The following is a 19,515-nucleotide window of genomic DNA, read 5'->3' as shown; positions in this document are numbered from 1 at the left end:
ACAAATGAGTTCGCCGAAATAACAAATGAGTTCGCCGAAATAACAAATGAGTTCGCCGAAATAACAAATGAGTTCGCCGAAATAACAAATGAGTTTGCCGAAATAACAAATGAGTTCGCCGAAATAACAAATGCATATGCGTAGCCCGCCGCAGGCATCGCCATGATTGCAACAATTTAGCTTTGACGCGGGAGCGTAACGCACCCTTCTCAAGACAGGAGACGCTCTTGCGTTCGGGTGACGCTCCTGCGTCGCTCTAAGCGAATCCATACTTACGTGTACGAATTTGATAAAACCCAACTTGAGTTAGCCAATCTAAAATTTTCGGTTGTGACCACTTTGTTGGGTAAGTCTGGGCTACACGGGCACAGAGGCGCTAGGGGCGTGGCTTCCTTTGAAGTACGTTTAAGATAAGAAAATATCAAGAATTATTGGGAGGAATCAATCGTCATGACTGTTATTGTTGCTAAGTGGACGATTGACGAATATCACCGGATGATTGATGCTGGCATTTTGAGCGATCGCAAAGTTGAACTACTTAAGGGAGAAATTGTCGAAATGTCGCCGGAAGGGGAACCCCATGCTTATTGTAGTGATGAATCTGGTGAATATCTAGCAAAGTTATTGGCTGAACGCGCCAAAATTCGTCATGCCAAGCCTATCACCTTACCCAACGACTCGGAACCAGAACCAGATATTGCCATTGTCCAACGTTTAGGACGCGAGTATCGAGAGCATCATCCCTATCCAGAAAATATTTTCTGGTTGATTGAGTATGCTAACTCCAGTTTAGAAAAAGATTTAGAGATAAAAAGCAAAATCTCCGCTGAAGCAGGTATTTTAGAGTATTGGGTTGTTAATCTCAAAAAGCTACACCTAGTGGTGTTTCGAGAAATCTTAGACGGAGAGTATACAATAAAACTAACATTAACTGCGAGAACAATTCAACCGCTAGCATTTCCAGATATTTCTGTTGCAGTAGAACAGATTATTAATAATTAAACTAATTAAAATCAAAAATCAAAATACAGCAATGTTAAGAAAGATCCGGGTAATGTGGTAGCTTTGGGAGAAGGGGAAACGCTGTTCGCGTTCGCCAACGGCATGGCAACTCTTAGAGACGCTCCGAGTCATCTCCCAAAGGGAGACAGTCAAGGGCGAACGAGCGTCACGAGCATCACAGCCCGCCCTTAGACATCGCCTGTAATATTGGATGGTGCGCCATCACCAATATTACAAATACTTCTGCAACAATAAGCCTAACTTTTCCTTCGTCGCCGCTGGTGCTTTATCCAACTGAGTCAAAATCGCATACTGCAACGCCGAATGCGCCTCACTCGGCGGTGGATTTTCACTCAAGCGCCGCACAGTTTCTTGAATCACCTTTTGAGCATTCACAGCATTCCGCAGCAAATTGCCAAGCACCATCTCCACTGTCACACTATCGTGATCTGGATACCAACAATCGTAATCTGTCACCAGCGCTAAGGTTGCATAGGCAATTTCGGCTTCCCTTGCCAACTTCGCCTCTGGTAAATTCGTCATCCCAATGATTGTTGCACCCCAACTGCGGTAAAGATTCGATTCTGCCTTAGTGGAAAAAGCTGGTCCTTCCATGCACACATAAGTACCGCCGCGATGCAGAGTAACTTGTGGTAAATTCAGAGATGCGATCGCATCTGCCAACACAACAGCCAAGTTCTTGCAAATTGGATCGCCAAAGGCAATGTGAGCAACAATTCCCTCACCGAAAAACGTTGAAATCCGATTTTTAGTTCTATCAATAAACTGATCTGGCACCACCATATCCAGTGGTTTCGCCTCTTCCTTCAAGGAACCCACAGCACTAGCTGAGATTAAATACTCCACGCCCAATTGCTTCATCGCATATATATTAGCACGAAACGGTAACTCAGACGGTAAAAGCGTGTGATTGCGACCATGACGCGCCAAAAAAGCTACTCGTGTACCATCCAAAGTCCCCAAAATCAAAGCATCAGATGGTGAACCAAAAGGAGTCTCGACTCGCACCTCTTCTAAATCTTTGAGCGCATCCATTTTATACAGACCGCTACCACCAATAATCCCAATATTAGCCTGAGGCATGATTCTGAACCTGTTCCTTGGTGATCTGCTAAGTTATTTTATCGAAAACGGAAGTAGTAGAGAAACTAAGAAACTAAACGATTACATTTTGTGCCGCTAACACTATTGAATTATTATCGATTAATTATTGGTTGACGCTAATTGAAGCGTGGAATAAGGAAAGTAGGTATTTTATTAAGTGGATTGTCCCAGATATGGTAAAAGCAGACGAGATTGACCGAGCCGCAGAGTTAGTTGACTTAGTTCGGGTTTTGACGCGCTGGCTGTTTAAGTGGGGTACAATCTGGTCGGATGCTACAGAAAAGCTATCTGCTACTCAACAAACAGAAAATTGGTTGAAGCGGGTTCTAGAAATATCGGGTAGAGAACCTGAATCACTGAGCGCTTGACTTCCAGGTTTTAGCAATCAAATTTATGATAATTTTTGAAGATTAATGGTTATGATTAGTCCTTAAGTTAATTATCACCATAAGGTGTAATCGATGCTTAATGTATACAAATATTAAGTAGACGCACTCCTGAGCAGGGAGAGAAAGTAAGGGTTATACTTTTGGGAAAAGGCTTATTTTAACCCCTGTTTTTAACATTTTCATAAATCAATGGCTCTCAATTTTCGCTTTGCAGTAGTCAGCGACTTACACCTGGCACTTCCCCACACAATCTGGGATCATCCCAGCCGATTTCATCTAGTAGAAGTAAGTATCTCGGCGTTTGAAAGGGTACTAAAACATTTAACACAACTCGATTTAGATTTTCTCTTGTTGCCAGGAGATTTAACCCAGCACGGCGAACCAGAGAACCACGCTTGGTTGCAACAACGGTTAGCCCAACTACCTTTTCCCGTCTATGTTGTTCCTGGGAATCATGACGTTCCTGTGCTGTTGGCTGATCAGCAATCAATTGCTTTTGCAGATTTTCCCTACTATTACACGAAGTTTGGCTATGACGATCCACGGCAGATTTACTATATTCGTCAGTTGCTGCCTGGAGTTAAGCTAATTGGACTGAATTCTAACTCGTTTAATGACCAGGGTGAGCAAGTAGGGTGTTTGGATACCAAACAGCTACAGTGGTTAGAAGAGGTGCTAGCGGCGTCTGGTGATGAATTAGTTCTAGTGATGGTGCATCATAATGTGGTCGAGCATTTGCCCAATCAATCGAGCCACCCACTGGCAAATCGCTATATGTTAGCGAATTCAGCAGAACTGTTGCAGTTACTCAGGCGCTACGGAGTCAAGCTAGTATTTACCGGGCATTTGCACGTTCAGGATATTGCTTACTCAGATGGAGTATATGATATTACCACTGGCTCTTTAGTTAGCTATCCTCACCCTTACCGGGTGCTAGAGTTTCATCGGGATCACCAAGGTAAAGAATCGTTGCAAATTTTATCCCATCGGGTAGAGTCAGTGCCTGAGTTCCCCGACTTGCAACAGTCATCGCGGCAGTGGATGGGCGATCACTCTTTCCCCTTCCTAATCAAGCTACTAACTCACTCTCCATTAAACTTACCATTATCACAGGCAAAAGAATTAGCTCCTAGTTTGCGAGACTTCTGGTCAACTATTGCTGATGGGGATGCAGTATTAGATTACCCTGATTTTCCGCTAGAAGTGCGGCGTTATATTCAGACCTATAATGCATCACAGCCCAATTCAGGTATGGCTACTAATGGAATTCCCCTGATTGATAATAACAGCACACTTTTGCTGGGTTAGAGGTGATGAGTAGCCTCTTTCCATTAGCCCCCGTATGATCACGCTGACTGAACCTTGTTTGACAAATCGTTCAAAGATTGCACCCAGTATTTATCCTATTCTTGTGTGTTCCTTTTGAGATAGCGATCGCTCCTGCCATAATTCTCCGATCAAAAGTCACCTTGGCAGGGCTACTCCCAACTCCTGTACAGACAAAGATTTTTCGCGTCTCTAATTACCGATATCTTCATTCCAAAGTTCCGGGTTAGTTTGAATAAACTCACTCATCATTTGTTCGCATTCGTCAAGATTAAGATCAATTACTTCCACACCGTGAGATACCATAAATTCTTTAGCACCAGGAAAAGTGCTGGATTCTCCAGCAATGACTTTTTTAATGCCAAATTGTACCACTGCCCCAGCGCACAGATAACACGGCATTAAAGTTGAATAGAGTGTAGTACCTCTGTAGCTGCCAACTCTCCCAGCATTACGGAGACAATCGATTTCAGCGTGGGTGACAGGATCGGCGTCTTGCACGCGTTTATTGTGTCCTCTGCCAAGAATTTTGCCATCCTTGACCAGAACCGAACCAATGGGAATTCCACCTTCTTGTCTGCCTTGTTTTGCTTCTTGAATTGCTGCTTCCATAAACTTATCCATATTAATTCTTCTTTTATGTCAAAACAACTAGTATTAATGGATCACGATGGCGGTGTAGATGATTATCTAGCAACTATGCTGCTGTTGACAATGGATCATATTGAACTCCTTGGTGTTGTCGTCACTCCAGCAGATTGTTATGTCCAACCAGCTGTTAGCGCCACACGTAAAATTCTCGATTTGATGGGATTTTCTCATATTCCGGTTGCAGAAAGCACTGTGCGCGGTATCAATCCATTTCCTACTCTCTATCGCCGTGATTCGTTTATTGTTGACCATCTCCCCATTCTCAATCAAAGCGAAACCATCGCTACGTCTCTGGTTGCCGAAACAGGTCAAGATTTTATGATCAAGGTGTTACGTAACGCATCAAGCCCCGTAACGTTGATGGTAACTGGGCCATTGACGACGGTAGCAGTAGCTTTGGACAAAGCACCAGATATTGAAGCAAAGATTCACAAAATTGTTTGGATGGGGGGTGCGTTGAATGTCAGTGGTAATGTAGAAAAAAGTCTGGAAGCAGGACAAGATGGTTCTGCCGAATGGAATGTTTATTGGGACGCAATTTCAGCAGCGCGGGTATGGCAAACCCAAATTGAAATTATTATGTGTCCTTTGGATCTAACTAATAATGTCCCATTCACATCGGAATTAGTGAAAAAAATAGGGCGACAACGCCACTATCCCATCTCTGATTTAGCCGGACAATGTTATGCACTAGTTATCCCCCAGGATTATTATTTTTGGGATGTCTTAGCAACAGCTTATCTGGGACACCCGGAATTCTATCAATTGCGCGAATGGGAAACGGAAATTATCACTACAGGTCTGAGTCAGGGGCGTACTAAAGTAGTTCCTGGTGGTCGTAAAATTTATGCAATGGATCAGGTAGATAAAGAGGCTTTTTATGTTTACATTTTGCAGCAATGGGCAAGATAAAAAAAGTGAAAAATTAGGTGGCGTGGATACTCAAACTTGCCACCGAAAACTAACGACCAAGCTCATCGAACGCAGACAACCTCTGCAACTCAACTGACCATATTGGGTCATTCCGGTGCAGAGACTTTTTTGGGTGTGGTGTTACTTAATAATCAGGATTACTCATAGCGTGCCTTTTTAGATTTAATCACCTCAATTACATCATCGTGTCTTTGCCCCTCGATAATATCCTTGAGATGAATTTGCCCATTAATATATTGAACATGGATACGCCAACCTGAGACTTTATCGATATCAGCACGATAAATTGCCTGTTTCACACCTTTTACTTTGTGCAGCCTCGTTTTTGAAAATTTTCTTGTTCTGTGACACTCGTTATCTTCAAACTCTGCCAAAGCTTCAAGAAAAGCAATCTTTAGCTCGTCATCTGGCGAAATCTTCATAGCTTGATAAATAATGTCGTATTCATCATACAGAGTAAGGGTTTGTGCCATAAACCGACTTACTAAATCCCGGCAGTTTCTTGATTGTGGTGGAGTAATTCTTGATACAAAGACTCTGCCACACTTTTATATGCCTTATCGAGGTCATCGTGTTTGACCACTCGAAAAAGAGTAAAAATAACTTGCCCAAAAATTGGATCTTCGTCAACTGTCAAAATTACCCTTAGTTTCTGCGAAACCCTTAGCGTGTACAGCGAAGATTCATAGCCATTAATATCTGACGGTAGGGAAAGACGATGCAACTTACGATAAACGTCAGCATTTTTAGTTGGGAAGAGGCTGACACAATCATTAATTTTTTTAACCGTTGCGGCTTTTCCCTCTTCACTCAGCCTACCAAGATCCTTTTCAAAGCTTTTTGTTGACTCAATTAGAACATCCACGTTACAAACCGCCAATTTGAGTTTAGCTACTTAGTTATATACAGAAAAATTCTGTACATCATCCTTACGAGGACATTAGATGGAAACTTTATTAATATTATTCTATGCTCAAACGTCCCAAAAAAGTTGCTGTAAAAGCCTCACGATACAATTCCTCTTAAGTATTTTTTTAAACAGAAGAGAGGTATAATGATTATTAATAATTAATAAAATTTAAACCTAAGAAAAGAGCCGCTACAGTTCCCGCTACAGAAATTTCTCCCTGAAGAATTTTATCTAAAACTGATTCTACAGGAATTAATACAACTTCAATCTCTTCTGTAATATCTAATTGTTGCTCTCCCACTTTCCTCACATTTTCTGCTAAAAATAGATGTATTTGATTGGTATCTTTACTTGGCTTATCATATAGAGTTCCGATTTTTTTAAATTCTTCGGGAATATAACCAGTCTCTTCTGTCAGTTCTCTAATTGCTGCTACTTCGGCACTCTCTTTTGTGGGGTCGAAATTTCCTGCTGGCAGTTCTAAAAAAAATTCACCTACTGCATGTCTATATTGCCGGACAAAAATTATCTCTTTGCTACTAGTAATAGGTAAAACCATCGCCACGTCTGGTTTAATACTGACAAAATAATCATCTATAATTTTCCCATTGGGCAATTCTATTTCATCTTGCCTTACCTGGCACCAGTAATTATCTAAAACCATTTTTGATTTTAAAGTCTTCCATTTTTTTAAGTTGGTCATAAATTAAGTAACAAATAAAATTATGTATAAAAAGTTTAGTAACTCAGCAATGAATGTAAAAAAGTATAACAGATGCATCCGATAATCTAAACTTTGAACTTACACTGGCTTTTGCTAAACATAATATGTATAATAAGTATGCAAATAAATGTAAATTTATTTACAGTCAATAAGAGATTTCCGTTGACCATTAGTCGGGGCACAACGGCACAGACAACGAATGTATGGGTGAGGATCTCAGATGATGGGATCGAAGGCTGGGGGGAAGCATCGCCATTCGGTGTGGGCAATCATCGGCAATCAACTGATGCAATCAAAGACGCCCTACAGCAAGTTGTATCACTGTTGCAAACATTCAGTCCCTTACAGCGGCAGCAAATTGAGCAAGTTTTAACAAAAAACCAGGTTCCTTCTGCTGCAAGAGCAGCCTTGGATATGGCAATGCACGACTGGTTAGGTAAGCGCGTAGGATTACCCTTATGGCAAATTTGGGGACTTGATCGCAATCAAATAGTACCGACTTCAGTCACAATTGGGATTAATTCGCCTGAAGGTGCAAAGGCTAGAGCGCGAGACTGGTTACAATTTACTGATGTCCGCCTTTTGAAGGTGAAGCTAGGTAGTCCAGATGGCATAGATGGAGATAAAAAAATGCTATTAGCAGTGCGAGAAGAAGCACCATTACCAGAATTATTTGTTGATGCCAACGGGGGTTGGAGTTTAGAAGATGCGATCGCAATGTGCAATTGGCTGGCTAATTTAGGTATAAAGTATGTAGAACAGCCATTGCTACGCGGACAGGAAAAAAGTTTAGCAAAACTCAAACAACACTCTCCCATGCCCATCTTTGTCGATGAAAGTTGCTTCACAAGTTCCGATATTCCTGATTTGGCAAACTACGTGGATGGCATTAATATCAAATTGATGAAATCAGGGGGACTAACCGAGGCAATGCGAATGGTACATACAGCGCGAGCCTATGGGTTGCAAGTAATGTTTGGTTGCTACTCTGACAGTTCGCTAGCTAATACAGCAGCAGTACAGCTAGCGCCACTAGCTGATTATCTAGATTTAGACAGTCATCTCAACTTAATCGATGATCCCTTTACGGGTGCATTGCTAAAAGAAGGGAGAATTTTGCCAAACGATTTACCAGGTTTGGGGGTACAACACAATGCGATTACCACTTAATCAACGAGTAGCTATCTTGCTGCATGAAGGAATTAGCGGATATCACGGCAAAACAGGGCTAGCAATTTTACGTTACAGTGGAGCCCCAATCGTAGCCGTAATCGATCGCGAATGTGCTGGCAAATCTCTACCAGAATTAACAGGTATCAAGCGTGATGTACCAATTGTGGCATCAGTAGCCGCAGCCCTAGAGTACAAGCCAGAAGTCTTGGTAATAGGCATTGCTCCAGGAGGTGGCGCTGTACCAGATGATTACTGGGTAGAAATCAAAGATGCTTTAGAAGCTGGAATGTCGCTGGTGAATGGTTTACATACACCAATGGCAAGCATCCCAGAATTAAATACATTACTCAAACCAGGGCAACTAATTTGGGATGTACGAAAAGAGCCGCATAATATAAGTGTTGCTAGTGGAATGGCTCGCACCCTCGCGTGTCAGAGGGTGTTGACAGTGGGAACGGACATGGCGATCGGTAAAATGTCAACTAGCCTAGAGTTACATTGGGCATCAAAACAACGGGGCTGGAGTTCTAAATTCCTCGCCACCGGTCAAACTGGGGTGATGTTAGAAGGGGACGGCGTGGCTTTAGATGCCGTGCGCGTAGACTTTGCCGCTGGTGCTGTGGAACAGATAGTCATGCGCTATGGCAAAAACCACGACATCCTGCACATTGAAGGACAAGGTTCACTGCTACATCCTGGTTCAACAGCAACTCTACCCCTGATTCGTGGTTCGCAACCAACTCAACTGGTGTTAGTACATCGGGCAGGACAAGTTCATGTACGTAATCATCCCCATGTAGTAATTCCACCTTTACCAGAGGTAATTCAGCTTTATGAAACTGTCGCTAGTGCCGGTGGTGCTTTTGGAAGTGTTCCTGTAGTAGGTATAGCGCTTAACACAGCCCATCTAGATGAGTCTGCGGCTGAGGAAAGCATCGCTCAAACAATAGCAGAAACTGGACTACCTTGCACCGATGTGGTGCGCTTTAATGCTGATGTGCTTTTGGATGCAGTGATGAAGAATTAGATGTAGATTTTACTTCATCCAAAAATGATTGCAACAGATGAAGCGTTAAATGAGATTACCAGTAGAAACCCGAAATCGCTGCGCTAAGGTGTCTCTACTCTTTTATATAATTTTGCATTTTAGATTCTGCAATTTAAAAAATTGTGTAAAGGCATAGCGGTAAGTCAAGAGACATCTCGCTTTCCCCGCCTGGGGCAGCTTCGCCTAAATCCCCCATCCCTGATAATTCAATTTTTATTTATCTATCAGCCTTTTTTGTCAAGTTATATTGACACTTTGTAACAATATGGTTAATGTTTTAATGCTGGGCGATCGCAGTTTGGGATGCGATCACCCATAAAATAAAGACAAATCAAAAAAAGGGGCTGTTTATGGCAACCCAACTCGGTGAAGCTAAATCTTCAACAGAACTGATAATATCTTGGGAAGCGTTGCCGGCAGATTTTCAGTTAGAGGATGAACCCGTGGAAAATACAGGTCAGCCACTATTAGCTGGTGCTTTGCGCGAAAGCCTTGAGATAAGTGGTTTCATCCAACCCCAGATGTTAATCGCCTCAAATTTTGGACTTTGTGCGACGATAAACGGTCAGTTTGTGGCGAAAGCACCTGACTGGGTTTATGTTCCAGTGGTGAATGAAGTTTTAGGAGAACGCAAAAGCTACACACCTAATTTAGAGGGTGATATTCCAGGGGTGGTGATGGAATTTCTATCTGACACTGAGGGTGGAGAGTACTCTTTTAAGCGAATCTATCCACCAGGAAAATGGTTTTTTTACGAGCAGATTCTTCAAGTCCCAATTTACGTGATTTTTGACCCAAATGGTGGTTTGTTAGAATTTTATCAACTCGAAAACAGGCGCTACGAGTTGCAGCAACCTGACGAAAATGGTCGTCATTGGATTGATTTAATGGGTTTATTCTTTGGAACTTGGCAAGGAACAAAAGAAGCCAGAACTGGTTACTGGTTGCGCTGGTGGGATAAGGCAGGTAATTTGTTACCTTGGGCAGTAGAACAAATTGAACAGGAACGTCAACGCGCCGAGCAGGAACGTCAGCAAAAAGAACGGCTAATTGCCTATTTACAATCTCAAGGTATCGATCCAAATAATTTGCCGTAGCATATATAGACAAAGTTTTCAAGTAGCTAGGTTACTCAGTTTAAGTAAATAAGTGCTAAGGTGCGATCGCTTTATCTGTATTTTGGTAATTCCTCTTACTGCCGACTGCGAAAACCCTGTCTTCCATTAACTTGGTCAAAGAGGACATCGTATTTATCAAAAAATGCAATGCCACTATTTACAAATGTTGCAAGTTCTGCCTTTGGCGAGATACTCAAATTCCAGCGATTAAATCCGTCGCGGGTTCCTGGTGTCAGGCTGTAATCAAAAATGCTATTAATTGCTAGCTTAAGAGCATTTGCTGAACTTAATACTCCTGGTTTGAGTTTACCTGCTGTGGAAGCTGACTTGAATTCAGTCCAACCATTAATAGTTCCGGTATCAGTGATCATTTTGCCATTACAAAGATTTTTAGCAGAACTCCCAGCAATAGTTAAACAAACTTTGCTCAGTTGAGAGTCCCATCTGTTACCGGGTACACCATTAATTTCGCTTTGTTTACTCCAAGCAGCCATTTTGAAACCTGCTTGATTATTGGCAGTCAAACCGAGAATTAAACTGCCATTTTTGTTACTACCACCATTTCCAATCACAATAAATCCGTTACTCAGATTGCCTGGTAATTTTCTCAACGGATTATAGGGAAGTGACTTTTCAAAATAGTTGACACCGATAATACCAGAAAATGGCACACCACTCTTTGCTGAACAATTAGGCTTTTGGGCAGTACATTGGCGACTAGTAACAATCTGTACCGGAATCGGTTCTGCGGTGGGAAGCAAACCAAACTGGACATTAGTATAAACTAATTCTCCCTCCAGGATAGTACCATCACTTAATACCTCCTTGATATTTTGTCCCGTTCTGCGGATTGGAGCATTACCTAAAAATTCTTTGGGAACTCGCAGCCCTGCTGACCCTGTATCTAATAAGATACGCTTTGGCTGACCACCTGCGATCGCCATTTCCAGAAAATAGCCGCGAACACGTTGACCAAGGGAAGGTTTTGGATATAAAGGTAGGGATATGGTATCAAAAGTTGGCTTACGGGGTGTATTTTGAGAGATGTCGCGCAACGCTGGGTTTGGGAAAAGAGCCGCAAATGCTGACTGGCGTTGTGCTACTGGTTCAGATGCGATATCCCAAAGGCTTTCGTAGTAAAAAAAGCCGATACCTAAACCGCGTTGTTGCACTGCTTCTACCTGGGATTGAATTTGTGATATGGAAACTGGACGATTTCGTAACCCCGCCATAATACCGATACCAGTTGGGATGACTTGTTGGGTTTCTAAAATTTCTGGGCGGGTAATTTGAGCAATAAAACTTTCCAAATCATTACGGTACACCTGCATGACTAACTCATCGACAATACCCAACCGTACCCAGTTGAGCCAGTCTTGCAGTTGCAGCTTGTAGGCGAAATCATAATAATTAGGAGCAACTGAGAAGATAGCATTCGGTTTTCGCGCTTTCACGGTTTGCTGGAGGTCTGCTATGAATGCCGTGATTTTATCTGCCCGCCATTTTATCCATGCTTGGGCTTGGGGATTAGGTGGAGGAGGATTTCCAGTTTCTTGAGTATATAGACTAATTGTGTACTTATCGTAACCAAAATCCACAGGTAAACTCGTATTATCGTCAAATTGAACGCCATCAGCATCGTATTGAGTAATGACTTCCATCACGAGTTCGGTGAAAAACTTTTGCACTTCCGGGTGAAACGGATTCAACCACGCTACTTCACCCGCAGCACTAATTGAAGTTTGAGTCCCATCCGCCTTTTGTGTCAGCCAATCTGGATGCTGGGATGCGAGTTCTGAAGTTAGGGGAACCATGAAACCAAATTCAAACCAGGGTATTGCTAGTAGCCCTTCTCTGCGGGCTTGGCTGATAATGTCTGCAATCACATCTTGTCCATCTGTTCCCTTGAAGAAGAAGGGAATACCCATTTTTTGCATGATGGCACTGGGATATTGTGTATAACCATCGTTCCACACTACCGGATAAACAGTATTAAAGTTTAACTGCCGCAGTTGGCTCATAGCTGCTTGCACCTGTGAGCGATTTCGGAAAATGTTAAAATCATTACCACTCAGCCACACCCCCCGAATTTCCTGACGAGGTTGAGGAGGTAGTTGAGCTACAGCAGGGGCAAAGCTGTTGAGTAGCAATACCGCAACGAACGATATCAGACATAATAATGGCAGCAGACGCTTCCTTAAAAGCCACCAACCTTGACGAATCAAAGGCGATGTTTGGCGACAAGCCCTTCGGGTTCGCAGTCGCCTGCGGAGGGAAAACGCCAGATGCTTCAACGGGGGGAACCCCCGCAACGCACTGGCTCCCCTCCCGCAGCGCTGTCTCACTGCAACTTTACCAGACGCTTTGTGTAGCTTACTCCTATGTCGAAGTAAGCCTCTACGCACAGGGTTAAATAGTAAATTAGTTAGAGTAGCATTAATTTCTATGCTTTTTTCCCAAAACTGAGTTGTCATTACTGCTGCTTACTAAATGAGGTTAATTGGTTATATTTCATTCCATATCAACGTTAAATTGCTACACCAGGAAAACTGATACAGTAATTTAGCTACAAAATAGTTGACGCAGTTATAGAGTTAGTGGTGCCAAATATAAATGTTTCAAATGTAACCTGTAATAATTTCTCGCTGCTCTCTAAAACTTGAGCAAAGTTAACCCTTAGAGTGTTCCAATAAATAAATGATCCAAAGCCTGCCATTGCGTAGGCAGAGCCTACGCAATGACAATTGGGCATTTTTTTACTTGGATTACTCTTATAAAAATGATGATAAAAATCAGGCTCAACCAGCAGGCAAGTTGCGAATAGTAGTTTTCAGAAATTAACACGTTTATTATCTGTTGCTTTAACTACATTACATGGTTAGCATTTTGTCAAGATAATTGAAATGCGTTCCCCCTGGCTTAAGCCCCTTGTTCAAGGTAGGTAGGCAAACTGACGCCACAGTGTACTAATTTGGGCTACGCCTACGCCTGGTAGATTTTTGGCATAGCACCATTCCTGCTATTCAAATTAAGTCACAATGATAATAGGTAATTATAGAGGGTACTATTATGTTTCGTTTAACTCAAATTGTTCGGAACTTGTTCCTTCGTCTTCAAGGCTTGTTTGGTGTTTTATTCCAAAGTTTTTTCAATTTCGTCGGAAATTTATTTATTTTTTTTGCCAAGCTGTTCGGATTTACTAAATCTGGTTATTTCTTGGAATCTGATCAGGTGCAAGGTATAAAACAAGCTTCTGCAAAAGAGCCAATTGAAACGAATCGGGATAACACTGCTAAAATTCCTACCACTAATCGCCGTCGTCCTAATGCCAAACTTGACGACTACTTCCTCAACATGGCTCGTGATGTGAAAAAGAACTAACAAAAGCCATCAATTGGAGCGTGATCTTAGTAATGCGTAGACGCAAAGCGCCATCACAATTCCAATTTTTCCTCTGAGAAATTTTATATATTCTCTAATACTTTGTCAAGCTAGCTTTTAGAGTTCGTAGTAAGCACTTTAGCGCTTAGAAAATAATGACTAAAGTTCTTACTAGGAACTTGCTTAACCATCAATTTAAAATTGACATACTACTAGAAATTAAGCACAATTTTGGTTACTTTGTGCCTAGCTCTTGCATTTATTGATGGCGCATGAGCATACTATTTAGTTTGTTCAGAAACTTTCGCCTACACTGTTATAGCGTGAGGGCACTTTTCCGAAAAATCATCCAGCCGCAATTAACGGATTTCTATGTGCGTAGGCATAGGTTGCCGTAAGCATTGCACCTTTAATAAGAATAATATCCAATTTGAGGCTGGACAAGAGCTAAAGATATTTTTTAGATTGAATGTTTCCTTGATTTTTAACTTACCAAATCAACTAAAGCGTTGCTCCGAAAGCGGACTATAGATGAAACTGAGCAGCCGCGATAATTTTCAGAGGTGAATACTGATAGTGTGATATTAGCTTCACCAGGATCTAATATGCGTTTTACCTTGCAGGTTTGCATTTTGTTGTTGCAGTAAGCAATAATGCGATCGCCAGCCTTAACATCCAACGCTTGAATTTTCAATTAATCCCAACCTCGCCCAAGAATTTGTTTAGCTAAAGGAAAAATATATTACTATATTTTCCTTGCTCAACAATTGCAGTGTTTACTTAGTATAACACAAAAATCAAGGTCATTAATATTATCAATTTTCTTTTGATAATGTCAAGTTTATTCATGCTCAAAACTCTATTAAATGCTGGATTTTCAGGAAATAACGATCCAATCCCAAACTTCGCGCAGGGTATAGTACAGCACGGCATAAATCCAGCTACCATCTCAATGAACAAGACTTGGGGCAAAATCTCTTGTTAAAGGTAGGCAAACTGACGCTACAGTCTTACTAGGTTGGAAGCCTCATTTTCAAAATCAAGATGGGATAAAGCTTTGCTTTGCTTTAACTTATTTGCTCTAAAAACCAAGCAAAGCCTGCCTACGCAGACTTTGCTTGGGTAGCCCCAGACTTTAGTCTGTGGGCGCTTTCATATTTTTACAGGAGATTGAATAACTAATTTCAATCAACGTCTTTAACTGTTCTCTTCACTGCGTTGCCTGCATCCTCAGCTCCACGCTGAACATTTTTACCAGCATCCTCAGCCCCACGCTGAACATTTTTTGTCACGTCTTCGGCAGCATTCTGGGTATCACCCTTAATATTTTCAATTCCTCGCTGAGTTCCCTTAACAATACCTTTGCGAACTTCTTCAGCTGAACTGCCGATATCTTCACCCAGGTTCTTTACTCTTTCACCAAGGGGTGTACCTTCCTTGAAATTTTGGCCATATTCCCCTGGACTGTTAACCCCTTTCTGATCAATATTCTTTTGAGCATTTTTTGCCATCGCATCCCCTCTGTCATTCGCTGCCTTTTCATCTGTCGCTCTAGGATCTACATCACTAAAGTTATTTATTCCACCAGCAGGAGAAGAGAGAGGATAATCTTTTGTGGGATCATATCGCTTGGAATAAGGTGATTGAGCCTCAGGCTTTGGTGGCTGTGTTGCTGTTCCTGGATCACCACAAGCTTGTGTCAGAAATAAAAACATTCCTGCTAAAAACACAGTTAAAACTTTTAAGGGACGAATATTTTTCAGCCAATTCATTGCTTTTTTCATACTTCTAACTCCTTGCATTTTTGTGACTAAGTTAAACTTCAACCAAGATAGCATTTGGAATTAATTTTGCATCCGAAGCATTAAGATAAAATAAGGATTTTATCTGCCTACTGCTGGATTTTTTTGTAATTCAGGTCTTGCACCCGCTTCATCTGTCTTATTTTTCAAAAAGCCGGAAGCTTCCTCAACAGCCTCTTTTACAGTCTCAAGACGATCTTTAACCCGTTCTCCTACATTTGATTCATTCTGAATCAAACCACCTGGTTCAGGTTGTTGAAAGTCTTTATCTGTGATGATTGGCAGTTGTGCTTCTTTGTTGACTCGATCCGCTGGTGTCTCGCCACTAGGATAAAGTATCTCGGATTCTCTATTTGTAGCAATTAACAATTGTGAACTTGGTTGTAAGCTAGCTTCGTCACGTCCCTGATTGGCTTTTGGGTTTGTTATTTTCGGATCGGTGGACATTTGGTTGCTGGTATACTTGTCTCCACCATTCTTATAAGGATTGTTTGCTCCGCCAGCTTGCACAGCAGAATTTTGTGGATTTGCACCTTGAGCATTTGCCCCACTACAAGCAGTGCTAACTATTAACAATAGTCCAGCGAAAAAGATAGTTAATATCTGGCGCAATCTGATTTTTTTCAAGAATACTCTCACAGCGTTCATGTAGTCCTCCTTACCAAAATATTAATCAGCTAATAGTTTACTCAACCATTGCATTGGTCAGCAAATTGTGCTTGTCTTGGTTTGCTCACTTTCGATAACCTCTATTAAGGATATGAATAATAAAATTAACTTTACCTCTAGCGCAGGCCACATTTTAATTATTAATAATAGAAGATTTTTATCTAACTCTAGAGAGATATAAAATAAATTAATATACTTATCGGAAAAAGAACTACATCAACCTGTTTAATCCTTCAAAAGCTTTGGATAGGTAGCTGATGTACTGTAATAGTTGAGGTATTCAGCCCTTGTTGCTCTAACTGTTAAATTACTAAATTCATGAAGCAATTTTTACGCTGGATAATTTTGGGCGGAACGCTGTTTTTTTTAAGCAAAGCTCTGAAGGATAATTGGATTGAAGTGACTGCTATCCGCATTGATGGGGTAGGATGGGCAATTATGGCGATCGCTACAGGTGTCACTTTACTGGCACATACTTGGGCTGGCTGGATCTGGACTTGGATTCTGCAAGAGTTAAATCAACCCATATCATCTCCCCAGTTCATCCAAGTTTACCTAAAAACGAACATAGCTAAATATTTGCCAGGTAATATCTGGCATCACTACGGGCGAATTATGGCAGCAAAAAATGCCAATATTTCTGCTGGTGCAGCTACCTTAAGCGTTTTGCTGGAACCGCTACTGATGCTAGCGGCTGCTTTAATCATCATTGTTCTATGCAGTAGCCAATTTGCAGCAGCTAATACTACCCTTGTTCTGCAAATATTACAATTGCTGAGTTTAGCTGTAGTCCTTTGTGCGATTCATCCTTGGTTTTTAAACCCACTTATTCGCTTTTTATACAGATTGAAAGCAAATAAGTCTGCTGGTACCACTGAGGCAATTGTTCCCTTCAGTCTTAAAAGCTACCCTTTACGACCTTTGTTAGGAGAATTGGGCTTTATGGGACTACGTGGAACTGGGTTTATATTAACTATGTTCGCCCTGGATTCATTGAATGTGAATCAAATTCCTTTGTTGTTAGGGGCTTTTAGTTGCGCTTGGTTGTTAGGGTTTATTATTCCGGGGGCGCCTGGTGGGTTAGGTGTGTTTGAAGCGACTGCATATGAACTTTTACGACACCACTTTCCTGCCGCCTTAGTATTTAGTGCGATCGCTCTATATCGCCTCATTAGTATTTTAGCTGAAACTGCGGGTGCAGCTTTGGCTTGGTTAGACGAACGCCTTGCTAAATTATGAATCAGGCGACACTCATTTTTTTCTATCTACCTTCATCTGTGAAAATAGACGATAATCATCCAGATTCAACTGGAGATTACTGCTTTTATCTTCTTTCATCTTAATCAAGTTGTATTCTACGTTTTCTGCATAAATTGCAAACGTAATATTAAAAATCTCGATAAAATTGATTATCCACTTGCATTCATCTTCAGGATATTTTTCGTAATAACGAATCAGATGAGCAATCCTAAGTTCTAAATGCCTGCGGGAATTTCTAGAAATCAAAATAGTTTTTAGCAATATAATTACCAATGTTAGAGAGTGACCTGGAGTAACCAATAATATAAATAATGACGAAGGTTCTTTGCCATTTTCTGTTGTCAAACAATCAATTACTCTATTACAGGTTCTCAAGAATAATTCTTTATTGATAATTTCTTGATTATAATTTTCCTTCCACAAAGAGAATTTTTCTCCAAACTGCTGCCGCAAATTCCCGACTAATTCTTGATTATCTACAGAAAAAAAGAGATATTTCTCTATGCTTTTTTTAAATTCTTTAAGAGTTTGAGCTTGAGTTTGTTTGATAAATATATTGGCAATATTTTCATGGCTAAATGTACCCTTTTTTAAAACAATTGTTTTTATTAAATGCAGAACATTATCTCCCAAAATACTGGGATTTTTGTAGCGGGCTGTGCTTGAGACAGCAGATTGAGAACGAGCAATATACATTGCTAGTTCAAACTTATATTTGTCTTTTATCTGTCTATAAAGCCTTCTAGCAGCCTCTTGTTGCTCCCGGCAATTATTCTCATTAACAGATTGATCAATTAATAAATAAGAAGTGTAGCGATTAGCCCAATGACCTTTAAATAATTCGTCATGTTTATTAGCAAATAATTTTATTTCTTGATAATCTTTGCTGGATATAAAATTTTCTAGCCAGCTTTTACGGATATTTATCTCTAAAAAATCATTGGTATCTAATTTCAGCTCTTCATTAGCAAATAAATTAACTAATTTTTGAATATATTTGTCTTTTCTGTTGGTTTTCCAATTATTAATTATTATGTAGATACACCGCTTAAGTGTATTACAGTACTCTTTTTCATTATCATTTAAAAAAATGTTGTATATCCCAGGTATGGAATGGGAATACTGTGAATCAAGACCGTCTATAAATAAACCTTTGAATTCCCGTAAAACATCATCTGGCGGCAATTTTTTGACAATTTTGACGAAGAAGCTATAAACCTCCTCTTGTGCAATTTGCACATTTAGCTGTCTAGAGTTAAACGTAACATAATCGGGATATTGCTGACTAATTGATAAACTATTAGCGCTCATTCCAGTTATCAGGACAAAAAAGCTTCCTGTTCATATTATTACCAGCTTAACCTTGGTGAACAGTAGCATCAATCTATTCTTTAGAGATTCAGTAATCTTTTTACACAAATTTGATAAACTCGGACTCTAAATAAAGTATTAAACACAAATTGTTTAATAATTCATCAAAGACTTAAGTGAAATTACTTAGTTCCAACAATCAGAGCCAATACAAAACTATATGGGCGAGTTGATTTACCATTAAATACAACCCGCCTATACTTTATATTGATAGCGCGATCGCGTATCATATCGAAATAGCTATAGCCATCCTCATCTTTGCCAGCCTTACCGCCAGTGGCATAGAAGGATTTTTCCAGAGCATTAATAATTCTAGGATTTACGCACTGTACAAACGAATCATCTTGTGTGTTAGTCTATACGTTGCTTAGACACAAATTCTTGGCGGTGCTAGCGATCGCCCAGTACCAGAGATAAATGACGAACGGACAAAACGGACAAAAGAAAAAATTAGAAACTCAGCTGTGGAATATTGCCGATTCGCTACGGGGCAAGATGAACGCCGATGAGTTTCGGGATTATTGCTTAGGGTTTATTTTCTACGCCTTATGTGAGTGAGAAGGGGTAGCAAAAAAGAAAGGGAAACCACAAGATAAAGGTAACGAAACCAAAGCTTGAGGTCTCCCAATGAAT

General features: G+C 40.8%; 20 protein-coding genes. 10 read left to right on the top strand and 10 right to left on the bottom strand.

Annotated elements, in window-relative coordinates:
- Positions 1 to 450: 450 nt before the first annotated feature.
- Complete coding sequence (locus V7K21_RS17205) at positions 451 to 1,002, top strand: Uma2 family endonuclease (RefSeq protein ID WP_335176238.1); 552 nt, start codon at positions 451 to 453, stop codon at positions 1,000 to 1,002.
- Between the two features lie 231 nt (positions 1,003 to 1,233).
- Here V7K21_RS17205 and V7K21_RS17200 read toward each other — a convergent pair whose 3' ends face one another.
- Positions 1,234 to 2,106 (bottom strand): S-methyl-5'-thioadenosine phosphorylase, encoded by an 873-nt coding sequence (locus V7K21_RS17200; protein WP_334966507.1) that lies wholly within the window; start codon positions 2,104 to 2,106, stop codon positions 1,234 to 1,236.
- A 131-nt stretch (positions 2,107 to 2,237) separates the two neighbouring features.
- Between V7K21_RS17200 and V7K21_RS17195 the strand changes: the two genes are divergently transcribed.
- Positions 2,238 to 2,495, top strand: a complete 258-nt coding sequence (locus tag V7K21_RS17195; protein ID WP_335176236.1) for a hypothetical protein — start codon at positions 2,238 to 2,240, stop codon at positions 2,493 to 2,495.
- A gap of 210 nt (positions 2,496 to 2,705) precedes the next feature.
- A complete protein-coding gene (locus V7K21_RS17190; RefSeq protein ID WP_335176234.1) occupies positions 2,706 to 3,824 on the top strand; it encodes a metallophosphoesterase family protein in 1,119 nt (372 codons plus the stop codon).
- 210 nt (positions 3,825 to 4,034) lie between these two features.
- On the opposite strand, the gene V7K21_RS17185 is transcribed toward V7K21_RS17190, so the two are convergent.
- The gene (locus V7K21_RS17185) at positions 4,035 to 4,466 is read right to left on the bottom strand and encodes a nucleoside deaminase (protein ID WP_273764613.1); all 432 of its coding nucleotides are present in this window, start codon (positions 4,464 to 4,466) and stop codon (positions 4,035 to 4,037) included.
- A 15-nt stretch (positions 4,467 to 4,481) separates the two neighbouring features.
- On the opposite strand from V7K21_RS17185, the gene V7K21_RS17180 reads away from it, so the two are divergent.
- Positions 4,482 to 5,405, top strand: coding sequence for a nucleoside hydrolase (locus tag V7K21_RS17180; RefSeq protein WP_335176232.1), 924 nt, complete (start codon positions 4,482 to 4,484; stop codon positions 5,403 to 5,405).
- 158 nt (positions 5,406 to 5,563) lie between these two features.
- Here the strand turns inward: V7K21_RS17180 and V7K21_RS17175 are convergent, their stop codons facing one another.
- From V7K21_RS17175 to V7K21_RS17165, 3 genes are all read right to left on the bottom strand, one after another.
- Positions 5,564 to 5,899, bottom strand: coding sequence for a hypothetical protein (locus V7K21_RS17175; protein ID WP_335176230.1), 336 nt, complete (start codon positions 5,897 to 5,899; stop codon positions 5,564 to 5,566).
- An 11-nt stretch (positions 5,900 to 5,910) separates the two neighbouring features.
- The gene (locus tag V7K21_RS17170; protein ID WP_335176228.1) at positions 5,911 to 6,291 is read right to left on the bottom strand and encodes a hypothetical protein; all 381 of its coding nucleotides are present in this window, start codon (positions 6,289 to 6,291) and stop codon (positions 5,911 to 5,913) included.
- Positions 6,292 to 6,487: 196 nt separating this feature from the next.
- Complete coding sequence (locus V7K21_RS17165; protein ID WP_335176226.1) at positions 6,488 to 7,039, bottom strand: NUDIX hydrolase; 552 nt, start codon at positions 7,037 to 7,039, stop codon at positions 6,488 to 6,490.
- A gap of 138 nt (positions 7,040 to 7,177) precedes the next feature.
- On the opposite strand from V7K21_RS17165, the gene V7K21_RS17160 reads away from it, so the two are divergent.
- From V7K21_RS17160 to V7K21_RS17150, 3 genes are all read left to right on the top strand, one after another.
- Positions 7,178 to 8,230, top strand: a complete 1,053-nt coding sequence (locus V7K21_RS17160) for a dipeptide epimerase (RefSeq protein WP_335176224.1) — start codon at positions 7,178 to 7,180, stop codon at positions 8,228 to 8,230.
- Positions 8,214 to 9,260 carry a DUF1611 domain-containing protein gene (locus V7K21_RS17155; protein ID WP_335176222.1) on the top strand — a complete coding sequence of 349 codons (1,047 nt, stop codon included), beginning with the start codon at positions 8,214 to 8,216 and terminating at the stop codon, positions 9,258 to 9,260. Before V7K21_RS17160 ends, V7K21_RS17155 begins: the two co-directional genes overlap by 17 nt.
- A gap of 371 nt (positions 9,261 to 9,631) precedes the next feature.
- Positions 9,632 to 10,378 carry a Uma2 family endonuclease gene (locus tag V7K21_RS17150; protein WP_335176220.1) on the top strand — a complete coding sequence of 249 codons (747 nt, stop codon included), beginning with the start codon at positions 9,632 to 9,634 and terminating at the stop codon, positions 10,376 to 10,378.
- A gap of 95 nt (positions 10,379 to 10,473) precedes the next feature.
- Here the strand turns inward: V7K21_RS17150 and V7K21_RS17145 are convergent, their stop codons facing one another.
- Positions 10,474 to 12,873: a glycoside hydrolase family 10 protein gene (locus tag V7K21_RS17145; RefSeq protein ID WP_335176218.1), complete on the bottom strand. Its 2,400-nt coding sequence runs from the start codon at positions 12,871 to 12,873 to the stop codon at positions 10,474 to 10,476.
- Between the two features lie 595 nt (positions 12,874 to 13,468).
- On the opposite strand from V7K21_RS17145, the gene V7K21_RS17140 reads away from it, so the two are divergent.
- Positions 13,469 to 13,780, top strand: a complete 312-nt coding sequence (locus tag V7K21_RS17140) for a threonine dehydratase (RefSeq protein WP_335176216.1) — start codon at positions 13,469 to 13,471, stop codon at positions 13,778 to 13,780.
- Positions 13,781 to 14,264: 484 nt separating this feature from the next.
- Here the strand turns inward: V7K21_RS17140 and V7K21_RS17135 are convergent, their stop codons facing one another.
- The 3 genes from V7K21_RS17135 to V7K21_RS17125 all read right to left on the bottom strand — a co-directional run bounded on the left by V7K21_RS17135 (position 14,265) and on the right by V7K21_RS17125 (position 16,230).
- A complete protein-coding gene (locus V7K21_RS17135) occupies positions 14,265 to 14,474 on the bottom strand; it encodes a hypothetical protein (RefSeq protein ID WP_273764590.1) in 210 nt (69 codons plus the stop codon).
- A gap of 490 nt (positions 14,475 to 14,964) precedes the next feature.
- Positions 14,965 to 15,564 carry a hypothetical protein gene (locus V7K21_RS17130; protein ID WP_335176214.1) on the bottom strand — a complete coding sequence of 200 codons (600 nt, stop codon included), beginning with the start codon at positions 15,562 to 15,564 and terminating at the stop codon, positions 14,965 to 14,967.
- 99 nt (positions 15,565 to 15,663) lie between these two features.
- Entirely contained in the window at positions 15,664 to 16,230 is a 567-nt protein-coding gene (locus V7K21_RS17125; protein WP_335176212.1) for a DUF6658 family protein, read from the bottom strand.
- Positions 16,231 to 16,569: 339 nt separating this feature from the next.
- On the opposite strand from V7K21_RS17125, the gene V7K21_RS17120 reads away from it, so the two are divergent.
- On the top strand, positions 16,570 to 17,490 hold the full coding sequence (locus V7K21_RS17120) for a lysylphosphatidylglycerol synthase domain-containing protein (protein WP_335176210.1): 921 nt from the start codon (positions 16,570 to 16,572) through the stop codon (positions 17,488 to 17,490).
- A gap of 12 nt (positions 17,491 to 17,502) precedes the next feature.
- On the opposite strand, the gene V7K21_RS17115 is transcribed toward V7K21_RS17120, so the two are convergent.
- Positions 17,503 to 18,822, bottom strand: coding sequence for a hypothetical protein (locus V7K21_RS17115; RefSeq protein ID WP_335176208.1), 1,320 nt, complete (start codon positions 18,820 to 18,822; stop codon positions 17,503 to 17,505).
- A gap of 477 nt (positions 18,823 to 19,299) precedes the next feature.
- Between V7K21_RS17115 and V7K21_RS17110 the strand changes: the two genes are divergently transcribed.
- The gene (locus V7K21_RS17110; RefSeq protein WP_335176206.1) at positions 19,300 to 19,440 is read left to right on the top strand and encodes a type I restriction-modification system subunit M N-terminal domain-containing protein; all 141 of its coding nucleotides are present in this window, start codon (positions 19,300 to 19,302) and stop codon (positions 19,438 to 19,440) included.
- Positions 19,441 to 19,515 lie beyond the last annotated feature (75 nt).

It is taken from the genome of Nostoc sp., from assembly GCF_036919595.1.
In the GTDB taxonomy this organism is placed as follows: Bacteria; Cyanobacteriota; Cyanobacteriia; order Cyanobacteriales; family Nostocaceae; genus Nostoc.
This window is presented reverse-complemented; position numbering and strand designations above follow the sequence as displayed.